Consider the following 18,444-nt stretch of genomic DNA (forward strand, 5'->3'; position numbering starts at 1 on the left):
GTGGGTCAGACTTTTTAGTTTATTGATATTATTTAATTTCTTTCAGCATTTAATATAAATTGCACATTCTTAACTTCTATCGAATTAAGATTACTGTCATCATCACTGTAATTATAATTCGGATTAATTGAATACCAAGACTTACCGCTGAAATATTTGCTGTATTCTTCCGTTTGGAATTTACGTCCGTGACGGGCATATATTTCGTTTCTCGCAAGTGCAAGGTCGTGCTTTGACATTCCCTTAATATCATCATTTGTAAGAAGTTTTGTACCCGAATTTGCAAGTATATAGTCCCCTGCATAATTCGTTATACTCGTAATTTCATATACAGTATTTCCGTTATACGTTTCCGACGTCGGTACAGCCGTTATCGTGTAAGGCTTGCCGTTTATCTGTTCCGTTGTACTACCAGCTGAAACAGTTGCATAATATTTAACATTATTGGTTACAAATGTCATTAAATGTTTTCCGGCATTTGAGTCATATATAACTTCACCGCCTGTACTTAGCTGTGAAGAAATGTTTGAAGATGAAACTCCGCTGTTTTGCGCAGATGATGTATTTGACGATGAGCCTGTACCGCTTGAACTTGATGTACTTGATGATGAACCGCTTGAACCTGTTCCTTTAGATGATGTACTTGATGAACCTTTTGAAGTATTACTCTTAGATGTTGTGCCGCTTGACGATGTACTTCCGCTCCTTGAGGCTGATGTACCGCTGCCTGTATTACCTGTTGCAGACCACGATTGGCTGTTTGATGATGTACTGTTTTCATCTCTCGGAGATGTTTCCATTGACAACTCAGGCGTCTGTACAGGTTCTTCACTTACCGCAGGTGTTGCAATTACACTCGGTGTTGACACAACTGCCACTGACGGTGCAGGTGTTTCCTCTATTTTGTTTCCGCCGTTGACGTTAGACACAAGATAATACACACCTATTCCGGCAGCAGCAACTGCAAGAGCACAAATTGCACCGATAAGCACAATACGATTACGTCTTTGTTTTTTTCTTTTTTCATTACGGCGACGTTCGATTTCAGACAACTGTTGTTTCTTATCCTCCATCATTTTCTTTACCTGTTCACGACGTCTTCTTTCATTATCATCATAGATTTCATCACCTTCTGAATTTGCTTGTTCTTCAGAATTATCATTTTGTTTATCACCCAAATTTTCATTCAACTCGGCTTGATGTTCCTGATACGCATTTTCTATTTCATCTGTATTAATTACTTTTGTTTCTTCTGCCGCACTTGCATCTTCATTAACTTTTGTACCGCAAAATTCACATTCTTGAGCATCATCCGGTATCTGAGCTCCACATACTTTACATAGCATATATTCTACCCTCCGATTTCAATATTTCATACCTATTCAATTATCATTATATTATGTTCCTCATTTCAAGTCAATATCGTATTGTTTACAATAAAAAGACATTTTACGTCAACCATTTTAATTTTACCCAATTTTCCGAATTTTAACAAAAATAAGGACATCAATTTAGCTATTTGTACGATATGTTAAGCATATTATGTGTAAAGGAGGTTATGAGATATGTTTCTTGGCGGTTTATTTTTTGAATGGATACAGACTGTTTTAATACTTGCCGGATACGTTTCGGGTAATGCGACATTTCCAAAGCCATTAAACAAAAGTGAAGAAAAGAAATATCTTGACTTGTATGCAAAAGGTGATGAAAGTGCAAAAAATGTACTTATCGAACACAATCTCAGACTTGTTGCCCACATTGCAAAAAAGTATGCTGACGAAAAAAATCTTGAGGACCTTATATCTATCGGCACAATCGGTCTTATCAAAGGGATAAACACATTCAATCCTGAAAAAAATTCACGTCTGTCTACATATATTTCACGTTGTATTGAGAATGAAGTGCTTATGGTTATGCGTTCGTCAAAGAAACTTCAAAATGAAATTTCCATTGATGAAAGTATCGGCACAGACCGTGAGGGCAACAATATGACTTTTTCGGATATACTGACTTGCGATTCAACAGATATTGCCGACCTCATTTCCGGCAAGCTTGAAGCTCAAAAACTGTACAACGCAATGAAAAAAATATTAGCCCCAACCGAAATAAATATTCTCTGTTGGCGATACGGACTCGGTAATCAGCCGAAAAAAACGCAAAAAGAAATTGCCGATATACTCGGCATAAGCCGCAGTTACGTCAGCAGAATAGAGAAAAAATGTCTTGAACGTCTTTTAGACGAATTAAAAGAATAAGGCTCTCCACAATCACGGAGAGCCTTTAAATGTATTAATCTATAACCATAAAAAAGGTTAAAATTTTTTTTAATTTTCTTATTTTACGCTTGTATTTCCAACGATTTGAATTCGCCTTCGTTTTTCATTACAAAATTTCGTATACCCACCAAATAATAAATAGAACCTGCAACACCCAATACACCGCCGAATATTACGTTATAAATCAAAATTAAGATTGCTCCCACAAGCGGTCGTACCTTATCAACGATACCATTAGGATTTTTAAGCATTTTCCCGCTGAAAATAATATCTTGAATTGCCGATATTATGTTCAATACACCTACAATCAAGCAAATCCAATTAACAAAAATGCCGAGAATAATTTGAATTACCGCTACAACAATCCATATAATTCCGTTTATTTTGTATCGTTCCGATAGTTGATGTAACAGTTTTTCCGCATTATTCCCTACGCCATTTAACGGGTTGCCGCAGCTGTTGCAAAAATTCACATTCCCTTGTATTTCTTTTCCGCATTTGTTACAAAACATAAAAAACATCCTTTCAAAAAATTAATTTATACCAACCAAGCTAAAAATCCTGCCGAAAAAATAAGCAACAGCACAACCGCGAAAATCGACAAGCCTATATTAATCCACCCCAATACAATTCCCGCCGATGCAAGATTACACCCCTGCTCATTTCTTTCCATTATCTGCGTTTTAGCCATATTACCTAAAATAATTGCTACAATGGCAAGTAGAAACCACCCAAAAACAAACGACGTACAAGCCAATATCAAACTCCATATTGCATATGTATTTGTTTTATAAGGATTATGCTGTCTGCCGATATTTAAGTTTATATTATGCACATTATTGCAATTACCGTTTTCGGTAATCTTCGTACCGCAATTTGAACAATACTCGTCATGCACTTCTTTTCCGCAATTTGAGCAATACATTTTGTTTGCGTTATTACTTGTTACCCCCTTTCCGCATTTCGGGCAAAATTTAGTGTCCGCCGTTAATTCTGCACCGCAATTTTTACAAAACATTTTACGTTCCCACCTTTCTTCGTATTTTTCTCTATTATACAACACATACTTATTTTTGTCAACTATACTTATCATTAATGATAATGTTATATCATTAATGATAAGTTAATATAAACTTAGAGGTGATTATTTATGAAAGAAACTATGTATGATTTTCCAAGCAGATTAAAAATTTTACGTGATAAATACGGCTATACACAATCGGAATTGGCAAAGAAATTATCAATTACAAGAGCAAGCGTAAATGCTTGGGAAATGGCTTTATCTGCTCCATCTACACCTTTTCTTGTTGAATTATCAAGACTTTTTCACGTCACAACAGACTATCTATTGGGACTTGACGATTGCATTACCATACGTACGGATAACTTGACAGACCGTGAAATAACCGCTATTTTAAACATTGTCGAATCCTTTCACGAAACTCATAAAGAGTTTTCTTCTGATAATGATTAATAACAAAAAAGATACATTCTATTTTTTGGAATGTATCTTTTTATATATATTTCTGATTTTAGTCACCAAATGATATGCCTATTTCCTTTGCCGCCTCGATAATATCGCTGTCAACAGGGACTTTTTTAAGTTTTCCGGCAACCTCGCCAAGAGGTACAGGAACAATTTTTTCATTCTGCAATGCAACCATAAAGCCGTACTGTTCGTTCTTTATGAGTCTTGCGGCAGCCGCACCGAAACGTGTGCAAAGAAATCTGTCATATGCACAAGGGCTTCCTCCTCTTTGGAAGTGTCCCGGAACAGTTACTCTGATTTCGTGACCCGTAACTTCTTCAAGTTCCTTTGCAATCTTATAAGAGATTGACGGATAAGGCATTGACGCACGAAGTGCTTTTAGCTCTTTCTTCTTCATCTTTGTCTCTTCTTTTGAAATTGCACCCTCTGCAACGGCAAGAATTGAAAATCTCTTTCCGGCTTGTTCTCTCTTTTCGATAACTTTGGCAATTTCGTTAATATCATAAGGAATTTCAGGCAACAGAATTATATCCGCACCGCCTGCGATACCTGCATACAAATTAAGCCAACCTACTTTATGTCCCATTACCTCAACAATAAAAATACGTCCGTGAGAAGTAGCTGTTGTATGAATACAGTCTATCACTTCCGTTGCAATATCAACGGCACTTTGGAAACCGAAAGTCATTTCCGTACCCCAAACATCATTGTCAATCGTCTTTGGCATTGTAACCACATTAAGACCTTCTTCAGAAAGTAAATTAGCGGTTTTATGTGTACCGTTACCGCCCAAAACAACAAGACAGTCAAGTCCTATTTTCTTATAAGTATCTTTCATTGCCGCAACTTTATCAATGCTGTTTTCATCTTCAATGACACGCATCATCTTAAACGGCTGACGTGATGTACCCAAAATTGTACCGCCTATTGTAAGTATACCGGAAAAATCAGATTGATTCATCTTCTTGTAATCACCGTGGATAAGTCCGGCATAACCGTTTTGAATACCGTAAATTTCAACGTCGTCAATTTCTTCATACAGTCCCTTTGCAACACCTCTGATTGCCGCATTAAGACCTTGACAATCTCCGCCGCTTGTTAAAATACCAATCTTTTTCATCAAATCATCCTCTCATTTTAGTTTTCCGATTACGACTCTGTCATTGTCGTTTAAATCTTTTATCACTTCTGTGTCATAAAAGTCGTTTTGCATAAGACCTCTTACAGATTCGCCTTGATTATAGCCAATCTCAAATGCAAGCAGACCGCCTTTTTTCAAAAAATTATGTGCCGTTCCGGTTATACGTCTGTAAAAAACAAGTCCGTCCTCACCGCCGTCCAACGCAATTCTCGGCTCATAGTCCTTAACTTCCGTATGCAACGTTTCAATAACCGCTTTTTCTATATACGGCGGATTTGATACGACAACATCATACTTTTTTTTCGGATATTCATTTAATATATCCATTTTATACGATTTCACTCTGTCTGACACATTATTTCTTTTAATATTTTTTTCAGCCGTTTCAAGTGCAATATCACTTATATCAAACAGCTCAACATCTGTATTTTTTTTGTAATGTGCAATACTTATTCCGATACAGCCGCTGCCTGTACATATATCGGCTACGGTTGTTTTCTTATCGCCGATTTTATCAATTACGGTTTCAACAAGAATTTCCGTATCACTTCTCGGTATAAGCACACCCTCCCTAACAAAAAAATCAAGTGACATAAATTCGGTTTCTCCGAGTATATATTGCAGCGGCTCACCTTTTTTACGTCTTTCAATCATTTTATTCATTCTGTAAGTATGTTGAGGCATTACGGGCAATTTGCCGTTTAAAACAAGCTGAGTTCTGTTCATCTCCATAACGCTCATAACCATGAGCTCCGCCTCAAACCTTGCATTATCTCCAAGCTGTTTTGCCGTTTCTCTCACAAATTCCGATATTACCATCTGTCGTCCTCTTTATTTTCAGGTATGCACGGTTTCATTGATTCAATCGCTACTTCAATTTGCGACGCGTCAGGTTCTCTTGTAGTAAGTTTTTGCAGCCACAATCCCGGTTTTGAAAGCCATGCCACCCATTTGCTTTTACTTCTTCCGGCGAATTTTATAATTTCAAATGAAATACCCGCTACAGCCGGCAAAAGCGCAAGACGCATTAAAACACGCAATATAACCATATCCACTCTCGGCAAAAGTGCAAAAAGCAAAATACTCACTATCATAACGAAAAGTAAGAAACTTGTTCCGCATCTCGGATGAAATCTTGTATGCTTTTTTATATTTTCAACAGTAAGTTCTTCTCCTGCCTCATAGCACGCTATCGTCTTATGCTCCGCACCGTGATATTGGAATACACGTTTAATGTCTTTCATATTTGAAACAATAGCCAAATATCCTATAAATATCACCATTCTTATTATACCCTCAAAAAGGCTTGTAAATAAGTGTGAATCTGTAAATGCCGAAATTGGCGGAATAAGTGTACCGATTTTTTCCGCACCTTTCGTAAGAAAAGTAGGAAGTACCATAAACAAAGCAATACTGAATACAAGCGATATTGCGATTGATACATAAATTACTATATCCTTGATTTTGTCGCCGAACTTATCGTCAAGCCACTTGTCAAACTTACTTTCCGTTCCTTCCTCTTCCTCAATATCGACAAATTCCGCACTGAACATAAGTGCTTTCATTCCTATAACAAGGCTGTCTACAAAACTCACGCAACCTCTTATTATAGGCAATCTCCAAAACTTCTTTCTTGTTTTTGTTCCGTTTTCCTCGACCTTACATTCAATATCACCGTCAGGCTTTCTCACCGCCACGGCTGTTTTGAAAGGTCCTCTCATCATTACGCCCTCCATAACCGCCTGACCGCCTATTGATGTAATATGTTGCTGTTGTCCTTCTTTACTCATTTATTTTCTCCAATCTGTTTAATATTATCAGCACATACAGTTGCAGCATAACCACGTTGTACAGCAATTACAACAGTCACTGCAATCGCAACAACCTGCCGAATCTGAGCCGGTACTTGTGGTTGATGTGTATGTTCTGTTTCTGTTCATTACATTGTTTAATGTACTTCTGTATTCAACATTGTTCGGCTCCATCTGTACAGCAGTCTGTAAAAAGCTTATAGCTTGGTCATACCAACCGACCTGCATTCTCGCAAGACCCGATAAATAATACCATTCCGCTGTTTTCGGCAATAAGTTAAGCATTTCAAGTGCCTCACGAATTCGTGACTGCGTTATAAGAATACGAACATTTTGAAAACTTGCCTGTCCGCTTGTATGCGTCTGTGATGTTGAATATCCTCTTGATGACGTACTGTATCCCGCATTAGTTGCGGTACGCTTATTCGTTATCATATCGTAGGCTTTGTTGATTTCTTTCATCTTTTCAGCCGCCAAATCCGCAAGCGGATTATTAATGTATCTGTCAGGATGATATTTTTTCACCAATTCTTTGTACGCTTTTTTTATTGTTTCTTCATCGGCGTTTTCACTAACGCCCAATACTTCATAAGGATTCATTACTTTCTCCTAAAATACTTTTCTGTTTAGTTTTTAGTGCAATATACATAATATTGTCCAAAACTTCTTTATTTTTGTATATCTCAAGCAAATTATATGCAGACGCCGCATTTTCAAGAGTGAACGTCATTGAGGTATATAAACCCTCTCTAATCGTGTCTTTTATTTCTTGTGCGTTTTTATCCTCATATTTTGCTTTAAAGGTATTGTAATCATTTTTCTTTACGTCTTTTTCCAAATCGTTATATGCGTCAATTATATATATCCATCGTCCTGTATTATATCCAAGCCACGCAAGAATACGTTTTTTATCCTTGTCCTCAATAAAATCGGGTGTAAATAATATTTCAAGAATTCTTGCAAAACAATCGGCTGTTTCATCAATTTCTTTGCAGTTATTTTTTTCAAGCCGACTCAATTCATCAAGACATTTTCTGATACTTTCATATTCTCTCGGATAATGTTTTTTAGCTTTTCTGACACCGTTTGCAAAAAGCAACATACTAAACAACGCTTTTATACTTTTGTCATCGTTCCAATCGTCAAGCAATTTCAAATAAGTGAGTATAACACCCATATCAGCGGCATAATTTAGAGCCGTATCATTTTCAACACATATATTTTCACGGATAGGATGTAACACGCATTTTTTATCTTTCATACTTATTTCGTTTTTGCAAACCGAAGATAAAACAATCGCAAGGAATGTTATGTCATAGCTAAGTCCCAGCCTTGCCGATTGCGAACATCTCTTGCCGATAGCCTTACACAATCCGCAATAATATGCTTTAAACGTCTTTAAGCCTTGTTCGCTCAACGCATTTTTGCATACTGTAACGTATCCGAACATTAAAACATTCCTTCCATAATAACATAAGTATATTTAAAGTATATCTCAAATCGCCATAAATTTCAAGGTGTATGATATATTTAAGATAAAATTTTATTTTTTATTCATAATTAAGCATACTTTTATCGTTATTATGAGAAAATAATATTAAAATAATGTGACTGGAGTAATTTAATATGAAACACGAAATGACTAACAAAGAATATAATGAATACGTAAAAACAAAAACACCCAATTCAAAGCTTTTTTCAAACTGTTTAAAAGCATTTGTATCAGGCGGAATAATATGCGTAATCGGGCATTTTATTTTAACTATGTTTAAAAAATGGGGACTTGATACAGAAGCCGCAAGCACTGCCACTTCAATCATATTGGTGTTTGCCGGTGCATTGCTTACAGGACTTGATATTTACCCGAAAATCGCTAAATTTGCGGGTGCGGGAACTATTGTACCGATTACCGGATTTGCAAATTCCGTTGTTTCCCCTGCTCTTGAGGCAAAAACCGAAGGTATGGTGCTCGGTGTCGGTGCGAAAATATTCACAATCGCCGGTCCTGTTATCCTTTACGGTACACTCGCCTCGTTCGTTGCCGGTATTGTGTATTGGATTATAAGTTTGTTTTAAAAAACAAAAATCTTCTTGAAGAAACAAAATTTACTTCAAGAAGATTTTTTTAATTATTTAAGTTCATATCCGCCGACAGGACGAATTGAAAGAACGTGGCACATATTTTCACCCAACACGTTCTCAATTTTTGTTTTAAATTCATCAAGCATATCAAGCGGAACAAACGCTTGTACAGTTCCGGCAAAACCACCGCCGTGAACTCTGTACGCGCCTCTGTCGCCAAGTATTTCGTCGCACAAAGCCAATGTCAACGACACTGCTTGATTTTTAGGCATACTTGTTGCAAACACATTTTGAAGATACATATACGACGACTGTCCCGATTTATTTACAAGTTGTTTGAAAAGTTCAAAATCATCATTTTTCAAAGCCTTAACTTCTTCCTGTGCACGTTTGTTATCATTAAAGAAATGGATTGCACGAAGTACTGCTCTGTCATTATTAAGTTTTGCACGAATGTTTTTGATATTCGCCATAAACTCATTTTCATCAACTTCACGCAAAAATTTCTTACCGAAAAATCCCGCAACTGCTTTCATATCAGACGGAATTGTCGCATATTCATCAGTTAAATCTGCGTGATCCGCACCTGAATCAATAATGCAAAGAGCATGATTATGCTTTTTCAAATCAAATTCAACTTTTTCAACTATCGGTTCTTCCGTACTCTTAAAATCAATAGCCACAACCGAACCGACAGATGATGCCATCTGATCCATAAGTCCGCTTGGTTTATTGTAATAAACATTTTCGGCGAACTGTCCGAATTTTGCAATTTCAATCGGATTTACTTCGTTATTTGCAAAAAGTCCGTTTATAATTGTTCCGACAAGCACTTCAAAAGCCGCTGACGATGAAAGTCCCGAGCCTTTAAGTACATTTGATGTTGTGTACGCGTCAAAGCCTTTAACATCATAACCCAAATCAACAAATTTTTTAATTACACCTCTTATAAGAGAAATTGCCTTGTCAAATTCCTTTTCTCTTATTTCAAGACTGTCAAGTTCAATCACATCAAGCGGATAGTTTCTTGATTGAATACGAACTGTGTTTGTACCGTTTGGCCTTGCGGCAGATATAACGTCAAGATTAACACTTCCCGCAAGTACACAACCGTGCTGATGGTCTGTATGATTACCGCCGATTTCTGTACGGCCAGGAGCAGAAAACAAAGCAATATCACCATCTTTACCGAATGTTTCTTCAAAGCCGTTTATAACATCAATATATCTGTCCGAATACTTTTTCACATCATTTTTATCGCATGAATACAAATATGTAAGCTTATCATCATATTCACCGTTTTTTAGTGCATTTATTGTTTCTTTTATAGAACGCATATAAAACCTCCGTCAAAAGTAAAGGTGTAACTCAGTTACACCTTGCCTTAATTATTTAATTTTACTCAACCATAAGAAAGTCACTTACAATCTGTTGCATTTCATCCTTATCGCATACAAGATCAAATACAACTGACTTATCTTTTAGTTCATAAAGTGACTTAGGAATTTGCATATTACTCTTTTCAGAAAGTTCCTTCAATAGAGTAAATTCGTCTTTACCGACAACTGCATTGTGATCCTCAAGTGCAATAAGAACGCTCTGATTAAACTTGAACGGACTTGCAGTTGATACAATAATTGTCTTTGTTGTGTCGCCTGTTTGAGCAACATACTTATCATAAACAGACTTTGCAACAGCTGTATGAGTATCAATAACATAATCATATTCAGATGCACACTTTTTAATTGTAGCCATTGTTTCTGCATCATCACAGCAACCTGCAGTAAACATTTCCTGCATTTTTGTCTTAACGTCAGCTGAAACTTCATAGCTGCCATTAGTGTTAAGCTCTTTCATCCATTCGCCAACAAGTTTATCGTCACAACCTGTAAGGTCATAAAGAAATCTTTCAAGGTTACTTGAAATAAGAATATCCATTGACGGTGAGATTGTTGTATGGAAATCTCTGTTCTTATTATAAACACCGGTCTTTATGAAATCTGTCAAAACATTATTTTCATTCGACGCACAAATAAACTTAGCGATTGGCAAGCCCATTTTCTTTGCATAATATGCGGCAAGAATATTACCGAAGTTACCTGTCGGAACGACAACATTAATCTTATCGCCGATTTCAATTTCGTTATTCTTTACAAGCTCTGCATATGATGAAAAATAATATACAATCTGAGGAACAAGTCTGCCCCAGTTGATTGAGTTTGCAGATGAAAGCTTAAATTGATTTCTGTCAAGAAGATTTTTATAATCAGTGTCTGTAAATATCTTCTTAACACCGCTTTGAGCATCGTCAAAGTTACCCTTAACCGCGGCAACACTTACGTTATTACCCTCTTGAGTAACCATTTGAAGCTTTTGAATTTCACTTACACCGTTGTCAGGATAGAATACGATAATTCTTGTGCCTGCAACATCTTTAAAGCCTTCAAGTGCAGCCTTACCTGTATCACCCGACGTTGCAACAAGGATTACGATTTCTTTATCTTCATTAGTCTTTTTCATTGATGTTGTAAGAAGATGAGGAAGAATTTGAAGTGCCATATCCTTAAAAGCACAAGTCGGACCGTGCCATAATTCAAGGAAATATGTTGTATCGTTAAGTTTATAAACAGGAGCAATGCTCTCTGTTTCAAACTTTTCCTTTGTATATGCACTGTCTATGCACTTTTTAAGTTCTTCTTCCGTGAAGTCCGAAAGGAACTTGCTAAGTACAAAATATGCTCTTTCGTTATATGACTTTGACGCCAAATTTTTAATCTCATCTAAACTAACTGAAGGAAAGCTTTCCGGAACAAAAAGTCCGCCCTCTGCACTAAGTCCTGTTTTTATAGCCTCTGCCGAACTTACAGATATGCTCTTATCCCTCGTACTATGATACTGCATTAATCAAAACCTCCAAATAATTAATCGTGCCTGTACAAATTTCATACGTTCAATTCATACAGGCACCTTTGTTTTTTCCGCGTCTTACGCTAATTTCTTTATGTAATCAGGTGCCGTTTCAGCATCTATGCTTACTGATATTACAAATGTGATTTCAAACTTTTGGCTCATAGTCTCAAGTCTGTTAAGGAATGATTCAAATCCGTCAAGATTGTCTGAGCCGACAATTTTGAAAATACCGTCAACAAAAATGTTTGTAATATCGAAGTCACGGCTTACAATACCGCTGATAAATCCAAGGAATTCATCATATGACTTAATTTCAAACTCTGATGTGTCTGCCATTCTCGCCTTTGACTTTACATCAAAAATATTTCTGTTTGTGTCGTTGCTGATAAAAACAACGTTGCCCTTTGCAACCGTTAGAGCGTTGTTCACTTTCTCAATAAGAGCCTTTGTCTTACCGGTGCCTTTTTTTCCAATTAGAAGTTCAACCATGTTAACCTTCCTCCTTTATAATAAATTTTTATTTTCTGAGAGTCGCCCTCTCTGATTTTACTTTAATCTTGCTTCAAGAGCGTCCTTTTCGCTTTCGTAACCCGGCTTACCAAGAAGTGCAAACATATTCTTTTTGTATGCTTCAACACCCGGTTGATCAAAAGGATTTACCCCAAGCAAATATCCTGAAAGACCGCAAGCCTTTTCAAAGAAATATACCATTTTACCGAAATTATATGCGTCAAGCGCAGGTACAATAACCGCAAGGTTAGGAACTTGACCGTCTGTATGAGCCAAAGCCGTACCCTGTGCGGCTTTTGAATTTACATAGTCGATAGTCTTGCCTGCAAGGAAATTAAGTCCGTCGATATTATCCTCTGTTGCTTGAATTTCAATATTCTTGCGAGGATTTTCAACAAGCAAAGCTGTTTCAAACAAAATTCTTTGTCCTTCTTGAATGTATTGTCCCATTGAATGTAGATCACTTGAGAAGTCTGCCGCCGCCGGGAAAATACCCTTGTTGTCCTTACCTTCACTTTCGCCGTAAAGCTGTTTCCACCATTCGCCGAAATAGTGAAGTGCAGGCTCATAATTAACCATCATTTCAACAGTCTTGCCTTTTCTTGCAAGTGCATTTCTTACAACCGCATATTGATAACATTGGTTTTCTGAAAGATTTGGATTAGCATATTCATCCTGTGCCTCTTTTGCACCCTGCATCATCTTGTCAATATCGATACCTGCCGCTGCAATCGGAAGTAAACCTACTGCAGTAAGAACAGAGTATCTGCCGCCGATGTCATCAGCGATAACAAATGTTTCGTAACCTTCTTCATCTGCAAGCGACTTCAATGCACCGCGAGCTTTATCTGTTGTTGCATAAATTCTTTCTTTTGCGCCTTCCTTGCCGTACTTCTTTTCAAGCAAGTCTTTAAATATTCTGAACGCAATAGCAGGTTCTGTTGTTGTTCCGGATTTTGATATTACGTTTACTGAAATATCTTTACCCTCTACTGTTTCAAGCAAATCAGCCATATATGTCGAACTGATGTTATTTCCGGCAAAGAAAATAGCAGGACCTTTTCTCTTGTCTTTGTCAAGAGCATTATAGAATGAATGTTGTAACATTTCAACAGCCGCTCTTGCACCAAGGTACGAACCGCCTATACCGATTACAACAAGTACATCTGAATCAGAGCGAATCTTTTCAGCCGCTTTTTTAATTCTTGCAAATTCTTCTTTATCATAATCCGTAGGCAAGTTTACCCAACCAAGAAAATCGTTACCTGCACCGGTTTTGTTATGAAGCATATTATGTGCCTCTTTAACATATTCAGCCATATTATCAATCTCATGCTGTCCGACAAACGGAAGTGCTTTTGAATAGTCAAACCTAATATTGCTCATTATATATTGCCTCCTAAATTTCATATAAAACATATTATGTTTTGTTACTTATTATTCTATACTATTTTGCCAAATAAATCAATAGTCATTGTGAAAATAGTTTGTGAATATTTATTTCTTTTTCATTTCAAAATTCTTGTTTTGTTTGGATTTTGTTGTGTAACGCCAAATTGAACGGTACAACATATAGTTATTCTTCGTCGTACGTTTCAAGAAAACTGTGTTTCACACCGTCAATTTTGTACGCAACAATCGCCTCTAAACTGACGTTTTCAACACTTTTGAATATATTCCCCTCAACGTACGGATTTACCTGTTTCAATGTTTTTATAAGTTCTTTTATTTCAACTCTCTTTGATCGGTTTTCTTCGTTATTACACGTTGTACAAGTATCCGTAAACTTGCAGGCACATTGTATAAAATGCAAATCGTTATATCGACACCACGATTTTATATCCTGCTCACGAATTAAATAAAGCGGTCGTATAAGTTCCATTCCCTCATAGTTTGTGCTGTGAAGTTTCGGCATCATTGTTTGCACCTGTCCCGAATACAGCATTCCCATTAATATCGTTTCAATTACATCGTCATAGTGATGTCCCAACGCAATTTTATTACAGCCCATATCCTTTGCGAATTTATACAAATATCCCCTTCTCATTCTTGCACACAAATAGCAAGGCGACTTTTCAACATTATAAACCGACTCAAATATATCGGATTCATAAATAGTTATAGGGATATTCAATTTCCTTGCATTTTCCTCTATAACCTTACGGTTTTCAGGGCTGTAACCGGGATCCATAACCAAGAATTTCACTTCAAATTCAAATTTATTGTGAAGTTTAAGTTCCTGAAAAAGTTTTGCCATAAGCATTGAGTCTTTTCCGCCCGATATACAGACCGCAATCTTGTCGCCCTCTTTAACCAAATCATAAGTATTAATTGCTTTTGCAAACATACGCCAAATTTTTTTACGGAATTTTTTTCTTATACTTTGTTCAACATCACGACTTATACTCTCAGCCTCTTTTCGCTTTATCGAATCCAACAGCCATGCAGTATATCCGCCCTCAAGGCTCACCGCGTCAATGCCTTTTTCTCTTAGCCGCTCCGCAACGTCTATGCTGATTTTACCTATTCTGCAGCAAATAATCAGTTTTTTTGATAAATCAACCTTTTCGCTTGTTTCTATTTCATCTGACGGAACATAAACCGCTCCCGGCATTTCGTCTTTTTGAACTTCTTCTTTGTCACGAATATCTATAATTTGATATGTGTCTTTATCTAATTTATTCAATTCTTCTATTGTTATGCTCATAATTATTCCCTATCCTCAAATATATTTCCTATTATTTCAGTAGGCATAATTTTATAACAAATTTGTCGATTTGTCAAATACAAAAAAGCAGAGTCATATCTTATGACTCTGCTTTTGTTTTATATCGTTTCCGCAAATTTCTTTGTATAATCTTCAAGTTCGGCAAGTTTTTCGTCTGACGGATTGAATATACAACCGAACGGCTTTTCAAAAGGCTTTAGTTTAAGCAATTCAAGATGATTATGCACCAACTGAATACCTTCACCGCCCCAGCCGTATGAGCCAAATACAAAGCAAGGCTTATTCTTCATATTAACAAGGTCAATCGAAGAAATAATATCCCATACAGGCTTTACCGCATTTCTGTTGATTGTCGGTGTACCGAATACAAGCGCATCCGCACTGTGAAGTGCCGTTATCATTTCGTCGTTGATTTCGGCAACATCATATTCTTTAACATCAAAATCACAAGAATTAAGCGTCTTTGCAATAGTGTCTGCCATTTTCTTTGTATATCCGTAAGCCGACGCATAGAATATTGCGACTGTTTTTTTCTCTGTAATTTTTGGTGCACTCCAAGCAGAATACTTTTTAACGGCTTCTGCTATATATTTTTTAAGTACAGGTCCGTGACTGTTACAAACCATTTCAATGTCAAGTGCCGACAACTTTTCAAGTGCCTTGACAACAAAAGAATTAAATGGCGATACAATGCAGTCATAATAAACTTTCATTGCTTTTTCATACTTATCGTAGTAAATTATATCCTCATCAACCACTGCGTCCTCACAATAGTGTGCACCGAATACGTCACAGCTGAAAAGTGTCTTTTCACTTTCAAGATATGTCACCATAGTATCAGGCCAATGCAAATTAGGAACTATACAGAATTTCAATACCTTTCCGTCACCCAAATCAAGCTCTGCACCGTCTTTTGCAATATGTTCCTTAAAAGTCATATTTGTTATTTCTTTTAGATTTCTTATAGCCGCAATACTGCCCACAACTTCAATATCAGGATTTAATTCAAGTATCTTCTTGACACTTCCCGAATGGTCAGGCTCTGTATGATTGCATATCAAATAATCAATCTCAGAAACAGGCATTATTTCCTCAATATTTGAAATATACGAATCAAGCAACTTTTCGTGTGCTGTTTCTATAAGTGCCGTCTTTTCACCCTTTACAAGATACGCATTATATGTCGTACCGTATTCAGTTTTCATAAAAATATCAAATGTTCTAAGTGTAGGGTCTTTCACTCCCACATAAAAAATATTATTCTTTAATTCAAGCATTTTTTATCATTCCTTTCACCGTTAATGCTATTTACAAACAATAGATACCCAATCTTTTCTTTGCTTGATTGAATTTATTTCAAAGCCGCATTTTTCAAGTGCCGCTTTAACGTCGTCTACTCTGTCTTCAATTATTCCCGAAGTAATAAACACACCGCCTTTTTTCATATATTCACGTGCTTTTGGAGCAAGTGCTACAATGACATCTGCAACAATATTTGCCACAACAACGTCATATTCATTTTTGGCAATTTCATTTTGCAATTCTGTATTTGTAATTATATCTCCGGCTTTAACCGTATATTTCGATATGTCGACATCATTCATGCCTGCGTTCTGATATGCAATATCAACCGCATTCGGGTCAATATCAACCGCAAACGCACTGTCTGCACCCAACAGCAATGATATAATTGACAAAATACCGCTGCCGCAGCCCAAATCAAGCACTTTAACGCCCGGTTTTATGTATTTTTCAAGTGTTTCGATACAAAGCTGTGTTGTATAGTGTCCGCCTGTACCGAAACTCATACCCGGATTTATATTGAATACAATTCTGTCGGTATTATCTTTAAGTTCTTCCCATTCAGGCTTGATAAGAATTTTTTCGCCTACTTCCAACGGGTGAAAATACTTCTTCCAGTTATTCGCCCAGTCTTCTTCCTTCATATTGTCAATATGGATTTCAAGTCTGCCGAACTCGTTTTCATCATCAAGCTGTTTCATTTCGGCAACAGTATTTCTGATTGCCATAAGCATTTCATGACCTGCCGCATTATCGCTGACATAGGCGATTACTTCCGTTTCGCCCTCTTTTTCCTTAATCAGCTCATCATCAACATAATCCCAATACTGTTTATTGTTTTCAAGAAAATCTTTAAAATCTTTTTCGTCCTCAATTTCAAGACCTGTTATCCCAAGCTGATACAGTCTTCCGCTCAAAGGCTCAATCCCCTCTGATGTCGTAAATATAGATACTTTAATCCAATCCATAATATCCTCCGTGTTTATAAAATCATTTGCAAAAAGCAATACACTTTCGTTATTGCTTTTTTAGTTATTAATCAAGAAAATCTTTTAATTTCTTACTTCTGCTCGGGTGACGAAGTTTTCTTAGTGCCTTTGCCTCAATCTGTCTTATTCTTTCTCTTGTTACATCAAATTCCTTACCCACTTCTTCAAGCGTTCTTGCACGTCCGTCGTCAAGACCGAAGCGAAGTCTTAAAACTTTCGCCTCTCTTTCAGACAATGTTTCCAAAACCGCTCCAAGCTGTTCTTTTAGAAGTACAAAACTTGCCGCCTCTGACGGTGCAGGCGCATCCTCATCCGGAATAAAGTCGCCAAGATGGCTGTCCTCTTCTTCGCCGATAGGAGTTTCAAGTGAAACAGGCTCTTGTGAAATCTTTGAAATTTCACGCACTTTATCAACAGGCATATTTAGTTCTTTTGCAAGTTCTTCCGGCGTAGGTTCACGGCCAAGTTCCTGCACAAGCTGTCTTGAAACTCTTACAAGTTTGTTGATGGTTTCAACCATATGAACAGGTATTCTGATTGTACGCGCTTGATCCGCAATGGCTCTTGTAATAGCTTGTCTTATCCACCATGTCGCATATGTTGAGAATTTATAACCCTTTGTATAGTCAAACTTATCAACCGCCTTGATAAGACCGAGATTTCCCTCTTGAATAAGGTCAAGGAAAAGCATACCGCGACCGACATAACGCTTTGCTATACTTACAACAAGACGCAAGTTAGCCTCTGCCAAGCTTTTCTTTGCTTTTTCGCCGTCCGCAATCAATAAATCAATCTGTTTTTTAGTATCTTCGTCTATCTCCTCGCCAATTTCTTCAAGCTGTTCTTTCGCTTTTTCTCCGTCTGCCATTCTTTTTGCAAGTGACAATTCTTCCTCGGGAGTAAGCAGATTAACTTTACCTATTTCTTTTAGGTACATTTTAACGTGGTCATCAATATTGATACCCTCCGGAACAGACAAGTCCTCAAGTTCTTCCTTACTTACTTCGATTTCTTCAAGTTCCTTATCCAAATCTTCAACAAGTTCGATAGATTCTTTTTCAAAAACGTCATAAAGTCTTTCTATTTCTTCCGGTGTCACTTCAATGTCTTCAAAAGCGTCACTTATTTCCTTAAAAGTAAGTACCCCTTTTTTCTTACCTTTTTCGATAAGTTCTCTTTTAATGTCTTTCTTCTTTTCCTGCATTA

The 18,444-nt window shown here is 36.9% G+C and carries 19 protein-coding genes; 3 read left to right on the top strand and 16 right to left on the bottom strand.

Annotated elements, in window-relative coordinates:
- Positions 1 to 32 precede the first annotated feature (32 nt).
- Entirely contained in the window at positions 33 to 1,346 is a 1,314-nt protein-coding gene (locus ACSAMO_RS02200) for a YARHG domain-containing protein (protein ID WP_499209729.1), read from the bottom strand.
- A gap of 219 nt (positions 1,347 to 1,565) precedes the next feature.
- Between ACSAMO_RS02200 and sigK the strand changes: the two genes are divergently transcribed.
- The gene (gene sigK, locus ACSAMO_RS02205) at positions 1,566 to 2,255 is read left to right on the top strand and encodes an RNA polymerase sporulation sigma factor SigK (protein WP_022228843.1); all 690 of its coding nucleotides are present in this window, start codon (positions 1,566 to 1,568) and stop codon (positions 2,253 to 2,255) included.
- 83 nt (positions 2,256 to 2,338) lie between these two features.
- Here the strand turns inward: sigK and ACSAMO_RS02210 are convergent, their stop codons facing one another.
- Complete coding sequence (locus ACSAMO_RS02210) at positions 2,339 to 2,788, bottom strand: zinc-ribbon domain-containing protein (RefSeq protein WP_499209730.1); 450 nt, start codon at positions 2,786 to 2,788, stop codon at positions 2,339 to 2,341.
- A gap of 26 nt (positions 2,789 to 2,814) precedes the next feature.
- Positions 2,815 to 3,294 (bottom strand): DUF4190 domain-containing protein, encoded by a 480-nt coding sequence (locus ACSAMO_RS02215; RefSeq protein ID WP_499209731.1) that lies wholly within the window; start codon positions 3,292 to 3,294, stop codon positions 2,815 to 2,817.
- A 132-nt stretch (positions 3,295 to 3,426) separates the two neighbouring features.
- Here ACSAMO_RS02215 and ACSAMO_RS02220 point away from each other — a divergent pair, with 132 nt between their 5' ends.
- Positions 3,427 to 3,750 carry a helix-turn-helix transcriptional regulator gene (locus ACSAMO_RS02220; RefSeq protein WP_499209732.1) on the top strand — a complete coding sequence of 108 codons (324 nt, stop codon included), beginning with the start codon at positions 3,427 to 3,429 and terminating at the stop codon, positions 3,748 to 3,750.
- A gap of 58 nt (positions 3,751 to 3,808) precedes the next feature.
- Here ACSAMO_RS02220 and ACSAMO_RS02225 read toward each other — a convergent pair whose 3' ends face one another.
- Genes ACSAMO_RS02225 through ACSAMO_RS02245 form a run of 5 tightly spaced genes read right to left on the bottom strand, consistent with a single transcriptional unit; the run spans position 3,809 to position 8,167 of the window.
- On the bottom strand, positions 3,809 to 4,885 hold the full coding sequence (locus ACSAMO_RS02225; RefSeq protein WP_499209733.1) for a 6-phosphofructokinase: 1,077 nt from the start codon (positions 4,883 to 4,885) through the stop codon (positions 3,809 to 3,811).
- Positions 4,886 to 4,897: 12 nt separating this feature from the next.
- Positions 4,898 to 5,725, bottom strand: a complete 828-nt coding sequence (gene prmC, locus ACSAMO_RS02230; protein WP_499209734.1) for a peptide chain release factor N(5)-glutamine methyltransferase — start codon at positions 5,723 to 5,725, stop codon at positions 4,898 to 4,900.
- A complete protein-coding gene (locus tag ACSAMO_RS02235; protein ID WP_499209735.1) occupies positions 5,719 to 6,696 on the bottom strand; it encodes a DUF1385 domain-containing protein in 978 nt (325 codons plus the stop codon). The genes prmC and ACSAMO_RS02235 overlap by 7 nt, the downstream gene beginning before the upstream one ends.
- Before the next feature lie 27 nt (positions 6,697 to 6,723).
- Positions 6,724 to 7,317, bottom strand: a complete 594-nt coding sequence (locus ACSAMO_RS02240) for a J domain-containing protein (RefSeq protein ID WP_499209736.1) — start codon at positions 7,315 to 7,317, stop codon at positions 6,724 to 6,726.
- The gene (locus ACSAMO_RS02245) at positions 7,304 to 8,167 is read right to left on the bottom strand and encodes a DUF5685 family protein (RefSeq protein ID WP_499209737.1); all 864 of its coding nucleotides are present in this window, start codon (positions 8,165 to 8,167) and stop codon (positions 7,304 to 7,306) included. Before ACSAMO_RS02245 ends, ACSAMO_RS02240 begins: the two co-directional genes overlap by 14 nt.
- A 176-nt stretch (positions 8,168 to 8,343) precedes the next feature.
- Here ACSAMO_RS02245 and spoVAC point away from each other — a divergent pair, with 176 nt between their 5' ends.
- A complete protein-coding gene (gene spoVAC, locus ACSAMO_RS02250; protein WP_022228849.1) occupies positions 8,344 to 8,793 on the top strand; it encodes a stage V sporulation protein AC in 450 nt (149 codons plus the stop codon).
- Positions 8,794 to 8,846: 53 nt separating this feature from the next.
- Here the strand turns inward: spoVAC and ACSAMO_RS02255 are convergent, their stop codons facing one another.
- From ACSAMO_RS02255 to rpoD, 8 genes are all read right to left on the bottom strand, one after another.
- Positions 8,847 to 10,136: a galactokinase gene (locus tag ACSAMO_RS02255; RefSeq protein WP_499209738.1), complete on the bottom strand. Its 1,290-nt coding sequence runs from the start codon at positions 10,134 to 10,136 to the stop codon at positions 8,847 to 8,849.
- A 61-nt stretch (positions 10,137 to 10,197) separates the two neighbouring features.
- Positions 10,198 to 11,700 carry a threonine synthase gene (gene thrC, locus ACSAMO_RS02260; RefSeq protein WP_499209739.1) on the bottom strand — a complete coding sequence of 501 codons (1,503 nt, stop codon included), beginning with the start codon at positions 11,698 to 11,700 and terminating at the stop codon, positions 10,198 to 10,200.
- A gap of 84 nt (positions 11,701 to 11,784) precedes the next feature.
- A complete protein-coding gene (locus ACSAMO_RS02265) occupies positions 11,785 to 12,198 on the bottom strand; it encodes an ATP-binding protein (RefSeq protein WP_482489286.1) in 414 nt (137 codons plus the stop codon).
- A 57-nt stretch (positions 12,199 to 12,255) separates the two neighbouring features.
- On the bottom strand, positions 12,256 to 13,608 hold the full coding sequence (locus ACSAMO_RS02270; RefSeq protein WP_412294137.1) for a glucose-6-phosphate isomerase: 1,353 nt from the start codon (positions 13,606 to 13,608) through the stop codon (positions 12,256 to 12,258).
- 187 nt (positions 13,609 to 13,795) lie between these two features.
- A complete protein-coding gene (locus tag ACSAMO_RS02275; protein ID WP_499209740.1) occupies positions 13,796 to 14,926 on the bottom strand; it encodes a PP-loop family protein in 1,131 nt (376 codons plus the stop codon).
- 119 nt (positions 14,927 to 15,045) lie between these two features.
- Positions 15,046 to 16,224, bottom strand: coding sequence for an FprA family A-type flavoprotein (locus ACSAMO_RS02280; RefSeq protein WP_499209741.1), 1,179 nt, complete (start codon positions 16,222 to 16,224; stop codon positions 15,046 to 15,048).
- A 27-nt stretch (positions 16,225 to 16,251) separates the two neighbouring features.
- Positions 16,252 to 17,217 (bottom strand): 50S ribosomal protein L11 methyltransferase, encoded by a 966-nt coding sequence (gene prmA, locus ACSAMO_RS02285; RefSeq protein WP_499209742.1) that lies wholly within the window; start codon positions 17,215 to 17,217, stop codon positions 16,252 to 16,254.
- A 67-nt stretch (positions 17,218 to 17,284) separates the two neighbouring features.
- Positions 17,285 to 18,442: an RNA polymerase sigma factor RpoD gene (gene rpoD, locus ACSAMO_RS02290; protein ID WP_499209743.1), complete on the bottom strand. Its 1,158-nt coding sequence runs from the start codon at positions 18,440 to 18,442 to the stop codon at positions 17,285 to 17,287.
- Positions 18,443 to 18,444: the final 2 nt, after the last annotated feature.

The sequence above is a fragment of the Ructibacterium sp. SJQ-7 genome, from assembly GCF_054696575.1.

Bases quoted from the DNA above. Each gene is read 5' to 3' on its own strand.
- ACSAMO_RS02275 (WP_499209740.1), bottom strand. From the start codon at position 14,926: ATGAGCATAACAATAGAAGAATTGAATAAATTAGATAAAGACACATAT.
- thrC (WP_499209739.1), bottom strand. From the start codon at position 11,700: ATGCAGTATCATAGTACGAGGGATAAGAGCATATCTGTAAGTTCGGCA.
- ACSAMO_RS02215 (WP_499209731.1), bottom strand. From the start codon at position 3,294: ATGTTTTGTAAAAATTGCGGTGCAGAATTAACGGCGGACACTAAATTT.
- prmC (WP_499209734.1), bottom strand. From the start codon at position 5,725: ATGGTAATATCGGAATTTGTGAGAGAAACGGCAAAACAGCTTGGAGAT.
- ACSAMO_RS02220 (WP_499209732.1), top strand. From the start codon at position 3,427: ATGAAAGAAACTATGTATGATTTTCCAAGCAGATTAAAAATTTTACGT.
- ACSAMO_RS02265 (WP_482489286.1), bottom strand. From the start codon at position 12,198: ATGGTTGAACTTCTAATTGGAAAAAAAGGCACCGGTAAGACAAAGGCT.
- sigK (WP_022228843.1), top strand. From the start codon at position 1,566: ATGTTTCTTGGCGGTTTATTTTTTGAATGGATACAGACTGTTTTAATA.
- ACSAMO_RS02240 (WP_499209736.1), bottom strand. From the start codon at position 7,317: ATGAATCCTTATGAAGTATTGGGCGTTAGTGAAAACGCCGATGAAGAA.
- ACSAMO_RS02245 (WP_499209737.1), bottom strand. From the start codon at position 8,167: ATGTTCGGATACGTTACAGTATGCAAAAATGCGTTGAGCGAACAAGGC.
- prmA (WP_499209742.1), bottom strand. From the start codon at position 17,217: ATGGATTGGATTAAAGTATCTATATTTACGACATCAGAGGGGATTGAG.
- ACSAMO_RS02210 (WP_499209730.1), bottom strand. From the start codon at position 2,788: ATGTTTTGTAACAAATGCGGAAAAGAAATACAAGGGAATGTGAATTTT.
- ACSAMO_RS02235 (WP_499209735.1), bottom strand. From the start codon at position 6,696: ATGAGTAAAGAAGGACAACAGCAACATATTACATCAATAGGCGGTCAG.
- ACSAMO_RS02225 (WP_499209733.1), bottom strand. From the start codon at position 4,885: ATGAAAAAGATTGGTATTTTAACAAGCGGCGGAGATTGTCAAGGTCTT.
- ACSAMO_RS02200 (WP_499209729.1), bottom strand. From the start codon at position 1,346: ATGCTATGTAAAGTATGTGGAGCTCAGATACCGGATGATGCTCAAGAA.
- rpoD (WP_499209743.1), bottom strand. From the start codon at position 18,442: ATGCAGGAAAAGAAGAAAGACATTAAAAGAGAACTTATCGAAAAAGGT.
- ACSAMO_RS02280 (WP_499209741.1), bottom strand. From the start codon at position 16,224: ATGCTTGAATTAAAGAATAATATTTTTTATGTGGGAGTGAAAGACCCT.
- ACSAMO_RS02255 (WP_499209738.1), bottom strand. From the start codon at position 10,136: ATGCGTTCTATAAAAGAAACAATAAATGCACTAAAAAACGGTGAATAT.
- spoVAC (WP_022228849.1), top strand. From the start codon at position 8,344: ATGAAACACGAAATGACTAACAAAGAATATAATGAATACGTAAAAACA.